The sequence below is a fragment of the Roseobacter sp. genome (genome assembly GCF_039970775.1).
In the GTDB taxonomy this organism is placed as follows: Bacteria; Pseudomonadota; Alphaproteobacteria; order Rhodobacterales; family Rhodobacteraceae; genus Roseobacter.
Window position 1 is genome coordinate 1 of the sequence record NZ_JBDVLG010000012.1, and the last position, 5,703, is coordinate 5,703.

Consider the following 5,703-nt stretch of genomic DNA (forward strand, 5'->3'; position numbering starts at 1 on the left):
TTGCTTGCGTGTAAGCCCACTGGTCAGCGCGATGCCCACCGCATCTTGTCTAAATTCGTCCGTCCGTTTCAGTCCCATAGTCAGTCTCCTTTGTTGCAGTAAATGCTACCAAAGGAGCGGCATCAAATCGCGACAGGTCCAGTCTTAAACTGAGGCTCTACAGCACCGTCGCGAAGATACTTTTTGATGGTGTTGCGAGACAGCCCAGTGTGCCGTGCAATCTCACGAATTGGCATTTATCACGCGATGCACCCTTTCGTGCATGTCAACATGCACGAAAGGGCAGTGAGCGTCGTATGACACTCGAAATCCCATGTCGATCACTCCATGTCTCCCCGAGACAAAACCGTCAGGGCCATGTGTTCACATGGGTCAGTTCTCACTGGCATTCAACAGTCGCCAAGGCCCTCGCGTTGCCCGGCTGTGTATACAGAGCATGCATGAGAGGGAAAGTTTATCTCATCGGTTACGTTGATTGTAACCAGTAGCCTTCTGCCAGGCCATCCGCCCGTGGGCTGCGATCTCGGCGATATAGTAGTCACGCGCCCTCGGATCTTTGGCCGCATTGGAGCTCAGGATCGCGTGTCTGGGAGGTGGGATCGTGACCTCATTCATCGCTCCGAAGCGGGCGGTAAGAAGGCCGCGTGTTGGACCACCATCGTATGCACCGTCTGCCAGAAATCAGGCGACCGGGCTGGCTATTTGGTCCAGCAAATCCGGTAGGACTGCCGGATCACCGACATCATTAGCTGTCAGGTCGGCGCAGACGATCTCGCCGCAGACAGCCGGCATAGAAAAACACAGCATACAGGATCATCGACTTTGGATGAGAGCTGCCCTTGAAATCAATCGGCATATTTAAGCGCTCACATTCAAAATTAAAGACCCACTGCTAACACCGCACTACCTTCCCATCAAATAACAAGAACTTTGCAATAGTACCGCGTAATCAATCACACAAACAAACCAGAGACTCCGGTATTCAAATCGCTCTAACGTCCAAATTTATATGACGGCGGACAATCATTCGACATCTGCTTCACCCCTTTACAAAGAAGAAGATGGTTCCCCGGCGAGCTCTGCGCAAATGCTATTTATTCAGCCCAGCGGTGCAAAAACTGAACAGGACCCTGCCGAATTCCGGTGACGTCACGATGACTCCCTTCTCAGTCCAAAAGCAAGCTCAAATCCCGTATCAAAATCTCTTTACGATTGACCGTCAGAATACCCTCAGATTGCAAGCGATCCAGCGACTGCGTGACCCACTGTCGGGTCGCACCGACAATCGACGCGATCTGATCGTAGGTGATGGTGCGCTCAATGATGACGTACCCACCTTCATGGCGCCCATAGGTTTCCGCCAGAATCAAAAGCAGTTGCCGCAGGCGTTCCGAAACGGTGCGGGTGCCCAGCATCTGGATCAGCGCAGAATAGCATTTACCCTTGTTCACCAGCCCGTTGATCACTGCGATGGCCACATCCGGCACCTCGCGGACCAGCCGCTGCAGGCTCATGCCTGACACGAACAGCAGCTCGCAGTCCTCAAGGGCGTCGGCCGACCACACGTGCCGCCCCGTCCCAAAGACCTCGGGGCCACCGACAAAATGCCCCATGCTCCAATAGGCCAGCGTGATTTCCCGCCCCGAGGGGCCCGCATAAAATGTGCGCACCCGCCCCGTTTCTATGATCCAGACGCCGGTGTGGGGATCGCCCTGAAAAAACACCCCCTCACCCTTGGCCACTTTGCACCGCGTGCCCAACAGCCGTACCTTCTTTTGATCATCGCGCGACAGCGAGCTCAGAAACCCCGCGCCCTTGTTGATATCCAGCAGATATTCCGACAGGAAAATGGCACTGGGCCCTTCCAGTTTGTCATTTAGGTCTTTGATCACATGGTCCTTTCGTCACACAACGCTGCAGTGCATGGGGTTACTGGTTTTGCTCTGCAAATGCCTTGCGGCTCTCTGATCTGATCGTTTCAAGGCAGAACTTTCGCGCCTCAAGATATTCGGGCGACGTCGCCATATCGGTGGACCGGGGCCGCGCCAGATTGATTTTAACGTCTTCGATGATGCGCCCCGGCGCCGCGCTCATGATCAAAACGCGGTCAGCCAGGAACACGGCCTCGTCTACGTCATGGGTGATGAACACCACGGTGGTCCCGAACTTGCGCCAAATATCAAGCAAGCTTTCTTGCATCATCAAACGTGTCTGCGCATCAAGCGCGCCAAACGGTTCGTCCATCAATAAAACGCTGGGATAATTCGCCAGAGCGCGCGCAATGCCCACGCGCTGCTGCATGCCGCCGGACAGCTCTGCGGGGTACCTGTCGCCGAATTTCTTGAGCCCCACCAACCCCAGAAACGTATTGGCGATCGAGCCCGCTTCGGTCCGTGTCGCACCTGCCATTTGGGGGCCGAAGGCCACGTTTTCATAGACAGTTTTCCACGGTAAAAGCGAATATTGCTGGAACACCATGCCCCTGTCGGGGCCCGGACCCGTCACCGCAACGTCATCGACGCATACGCTGCCGGTGGTGGGCGGCGTGTACCCCGCGACCGCATTCAAAAGCGTGGATTTTCCGCAACCAGACGGCCCCAGGATACAGACGAATTCCCCGGCCTGAATATCAATCGACGTGGTTTCGACGGCGCGGTGTGCCCCGGCCCCTGTGCCAAAGGTGACCGACACATCGCTGATCTTGATCTGACCTTTGCCGACACTGCGTTCGGCCGCGTCTTCGGGTGTCTTGAACTTTAGGACATCAAGCATGTTTTGCCCCCCCTTTTGAGTAATCTGTTGCCGCACATCAGCGCGTCCGTTTTTGCCATTTCAGCATCGGTTGCGTCAGCAGGCGAATGCCGTAGGTCGATGCCGTGCCCAGCCCGCCGATCATCAACATACCCAGCACGATGTCGGGCGTGCGGACCATCGAATAGGCATCCCAGGTAAAGTACCCGATCCCATATTGCCCCGATATGATTTCCCCCGCGAGCAACGAGAACCACGCCACCCCCATGCCCACCGCCAGCCCCGCCGAGATGGACGGAAGCGCCGAAGGAAAGACCACATGCCGGAATTCAGCGAACCGCGACGCGCCCAATGACCGGGTGGCGCGCAGCAGCACCTCGGGTGTTTGTTCGGCCCCGTTGATTGTGTTTAAGACGATGGGAAAAAACGCCCCCAGAAACGTAATAAAGATGATCGAGGATTCCTCGGTTGGCCACATCAGAATGGCCAGCGGGATCCACGCGACCGCCGGAATGGGGCGCATGATTTCGATGTAGGGGATCAAAGCCGCTCGCGCGATACGGTTGCGCGCCATCAGTAGCCCAATGGGCACACCGACCAACACAGCAAGCACAAAGCTCAACATGACACGCCAGATCGACACGCCGATATGCACATAAAACTCCGGGTCAGCGATACTACCCAAGGTTGCCTCGAACACGTCAATCGGTGTGGGGATATTGCGGAAGTTTAGATAGATATCCCAACCTTGGGTGCTGCCCATATGCCACACGATCAGGCCCACAAGGATGGACACGACCATGATGCCGCCTTGTGCCGCCCAGCCTGGCAAAACGAACCGGGCCTGTGGTGCGGCAACGTCAACAGGCGGGGGTGGTGCGGGCGGATCTGCAATTGTGACGTCGGGCATTTTGGATTGGACTTGTTCAAGGGGCATGGGTGCGCTCCGGGCTTTTGGTCAAGAAGACACCGCGCAGATGCGCGATGCCCTTCTTTTTGGGTCGCTGGGTGCGGTTATTGCGTTGCGGTGGCGTCCAGAATGTCGTGATAGCTCACGATTTCACCGTAGGCCTCGGCGTCCGCCTTTTTCAGGAAGGCTGCAACCTCGCCGTCAGCTTGTGCGTAGAACGCACTGGTGCCAAAGAGTTTGAGACCAGAGTTCGCATCATAGACATAGCTCGCCAGCGGGGCGAACCCTGTGTCGCGGATAGACGCAAGACCGGTAAAGAATTCGGCCATTGTACCGTAGGATGAGATCCCATCACGCGGGTGCCAGATCTCGGCGGGCTTCCCAACGTTGGCGACCGCCGTATCAACCACAGAGCTGACCATGGCATCGTAGTCTTCGCCCCGGTCTGCCACGGCTGCTTTGACATAGCTGTCATCAACCCACTTGCCGAAATCCAGCGCTGGCACATCCCGTTCGCGCACCAACAATGCATGGCTTTCTTGCAGGCTCGTCACCCACTCGGGCTTGATGGAGCTTTCAAACGTCGAGATCCCACCGTCGCTGAAATAGAGATACAGCACTTCCTTTTCGATGCCCGTCCATTCGGACACTTTGGTGGCGGCAAACACCGGGTCATCGGCGATCCAATCTTGCGCCTCCAGCGTCGCTTTGCTGTATGCATCGATGATTTCGGGGTATTTTTCGGCGAAAGATTTCAAAACCACAGTGCCGTGAAACGTCGGGATCAATGCCTCTGAACCATCATAGATCTTGCGCCCGGTGCCGCGAAATTCCATCACCTCGGACCACGGCGTGAAATCCACATGTGCGTCGATCCGACCCACCGCGATATTGTTGACGCCCACGGGCGGGCTTTGGTTCACCAGTGTCACATCATCCACCAGCTTTTCGCGATCCAAGACGGCAAGGAACATCCCCCAAGCCGCAGATCCAAACGGCGCCGACACGGATTTGCCGCGCAGATCATCCAACGTGAACACATCCGAATCCACCGGCACCACAACACCGTTGCCTGTGCCCTTGAGGTTGTAGCCAGAGATCTGGATCAGCAGCGATTCATCATTGCCCTGATCCTGGAACGTGGCGCCGTTCACGATCAGCGGATAATCCCCCATCACGCCAAAATGCAATTTGCCCGCAATCATCTGGTTGGTGATCGGCGGGCCCGACGTATAGTCGCGGTACACGATGTCATAGTCGACATCCGCATATTTGCCCGTAGTCGGCAAATGTTTTTCCAGAAGCTCCAACTTTTCCATAATGATCCCGCCGGGCACAGTGTTGGTCACTGTACTTTGGTGGCCGATCCCGATGGTGATGGTTTCAGCCTGCGTGACGTGCCCAACCGTCAAAAACGTCGCAGCGCACAGCGCCGCTTTGAGAGACAAAGAATTCTGCATGGGAGGTACTCCTGTGTTGGTTTCTTAGAATGGGTATTGAAGCCAGTATCAGCGTTAACTTTTGATATCGGCAGGGATTTCAGGAGGAACTAGGGCGTCTTTTTCAAACGATTATCTTTTACGCAGATTTTCACGGGATCAGGGGTTTTATTACCCGGTAAAAGAACAAAAAACGGGGTTTTGCACACGAATCGCGCATTAAATTTATATAATTAATTCAAATAGTTAGATCTATTTATTAAGACACATCAAGCACCCAAGGAGAGATCTCCAAGGGTGCTTAAAACGTCATCTTTTTGGTCGAAATGAACGCCGATCAGGCGGCAATTCGGCCCATCGCCCAACGGACGTTTTTGCGCACGTCAGGGTCTGGGTCATCTACGTATTTTTCCAGATATGGCAGCGTTTCAACCACCGCCATTTCCCCCAAAACGGCCGCACATTCTTTGCGTAGATTTGGAATGGACAGATCCATCATCGGGGCAATTTCGACGGCGGCCTCTGTCGCACCAAGTTTGCCCAATGAGCGCACAGCTTTCACCCGGACTTGCCAAAATTCGTCAGCCAACGCCGACCGCAGGT

General features: G+C 55.3%; 5 protein-coding genes and 1 pseudogene. All 6 read right to left on the reverse strand.

Annotated features, from left to right (window positions below; all coding sequences use genetic code 11):
* Positions 1-143: 143 nt before the first annotated feature.
* Positions 144-236, reverse strand: a pseudogene (locus tag ABJH13_RS02430) (helix-turn-helix domain-containing protein); the annotation flags it as partial.
* Between the two features lie 930 nt (positions 237-1,166).
* Entirely contained in the window at positions 1,167-1,892 is a 726-nt protein-coding gene (locus tag ABJH13_RS02435; RefSeq protein WP_348404628.1) for a Crp/Fnr family transcriptional regulator, read from the reverse strand.
* A gap of 37 nt (positions 1,893-1,929) precedes the next feature.
* The gene (locus ABJH13_RS02440; RefSeq protein ID WP_348404629.1) at positions 1,930-2,772 is read right to left on the reverse strand and encodes an ABC transporter ATP-binding protein; all 843 of its coding nucleotides are present in this window, start codon (positions 2,770-2,772) and stop codon (positions 1,930-1,932) included.
* A 37-nt stretch (positions 2,773-2,809) separates the two neighbouring features.
* Positions 2,810-3,688 (reverse strand): ABC transporter permease, encoded by an 879-nt coding sequence (locus tag ABJH13_RS02445; protein ID WP_348404630.1) that lies wholly within the window; start codon positions 3,686-3,688, stop codon positions 2,810-2,812.
* Positions 3,689-3,765: 77 nt separating this feature from the next.
* A complete protein-coding gene (locus ABJH13_RS02450; protein ID WP_348404631.1) occupies positions 3,766-5,121 on the reverse strand; it encodes an ABC transporter substrate-binding protein in 1,356 nt (451 codons plus the stop codon).
* Between the two features lie 316 nt (positions 5,122-5,437).
* Positions 5,438-5,703 (reverse strand): HEAT repeat domain-containing protein (locus ABJH13_RS02455; protein WP_348404632.1); only part of this gene is annotated, 266 nt, incomplete at its 5' end.

Bases quoted from the DNA above. Each gene is read 5' to 3' on its own strand.
- ABJH13_RS02440 (WP_348404629.1), bottom strand. From the start codon at position 2,772: ATGCTTGATGTCCTAAAGTTCAAGACACCCGAAGACGCGGCCGAACGC.
- ABJH13_RS02445 (WP_348404630.1), bottom strand. From the start codon at position 3,688: ATGCCCCTTGAACAAGTCCAATCCAAAATGCCCGACGTCACAATTGCA.
- ABJH13_RS02450 (WP_348404631.1), bottom strand. From the start codon at position 5,121: ATGCAGAATTCTTTGTCTCTCAAAGCGGCGCTGTGCGCTGCGACGTTT.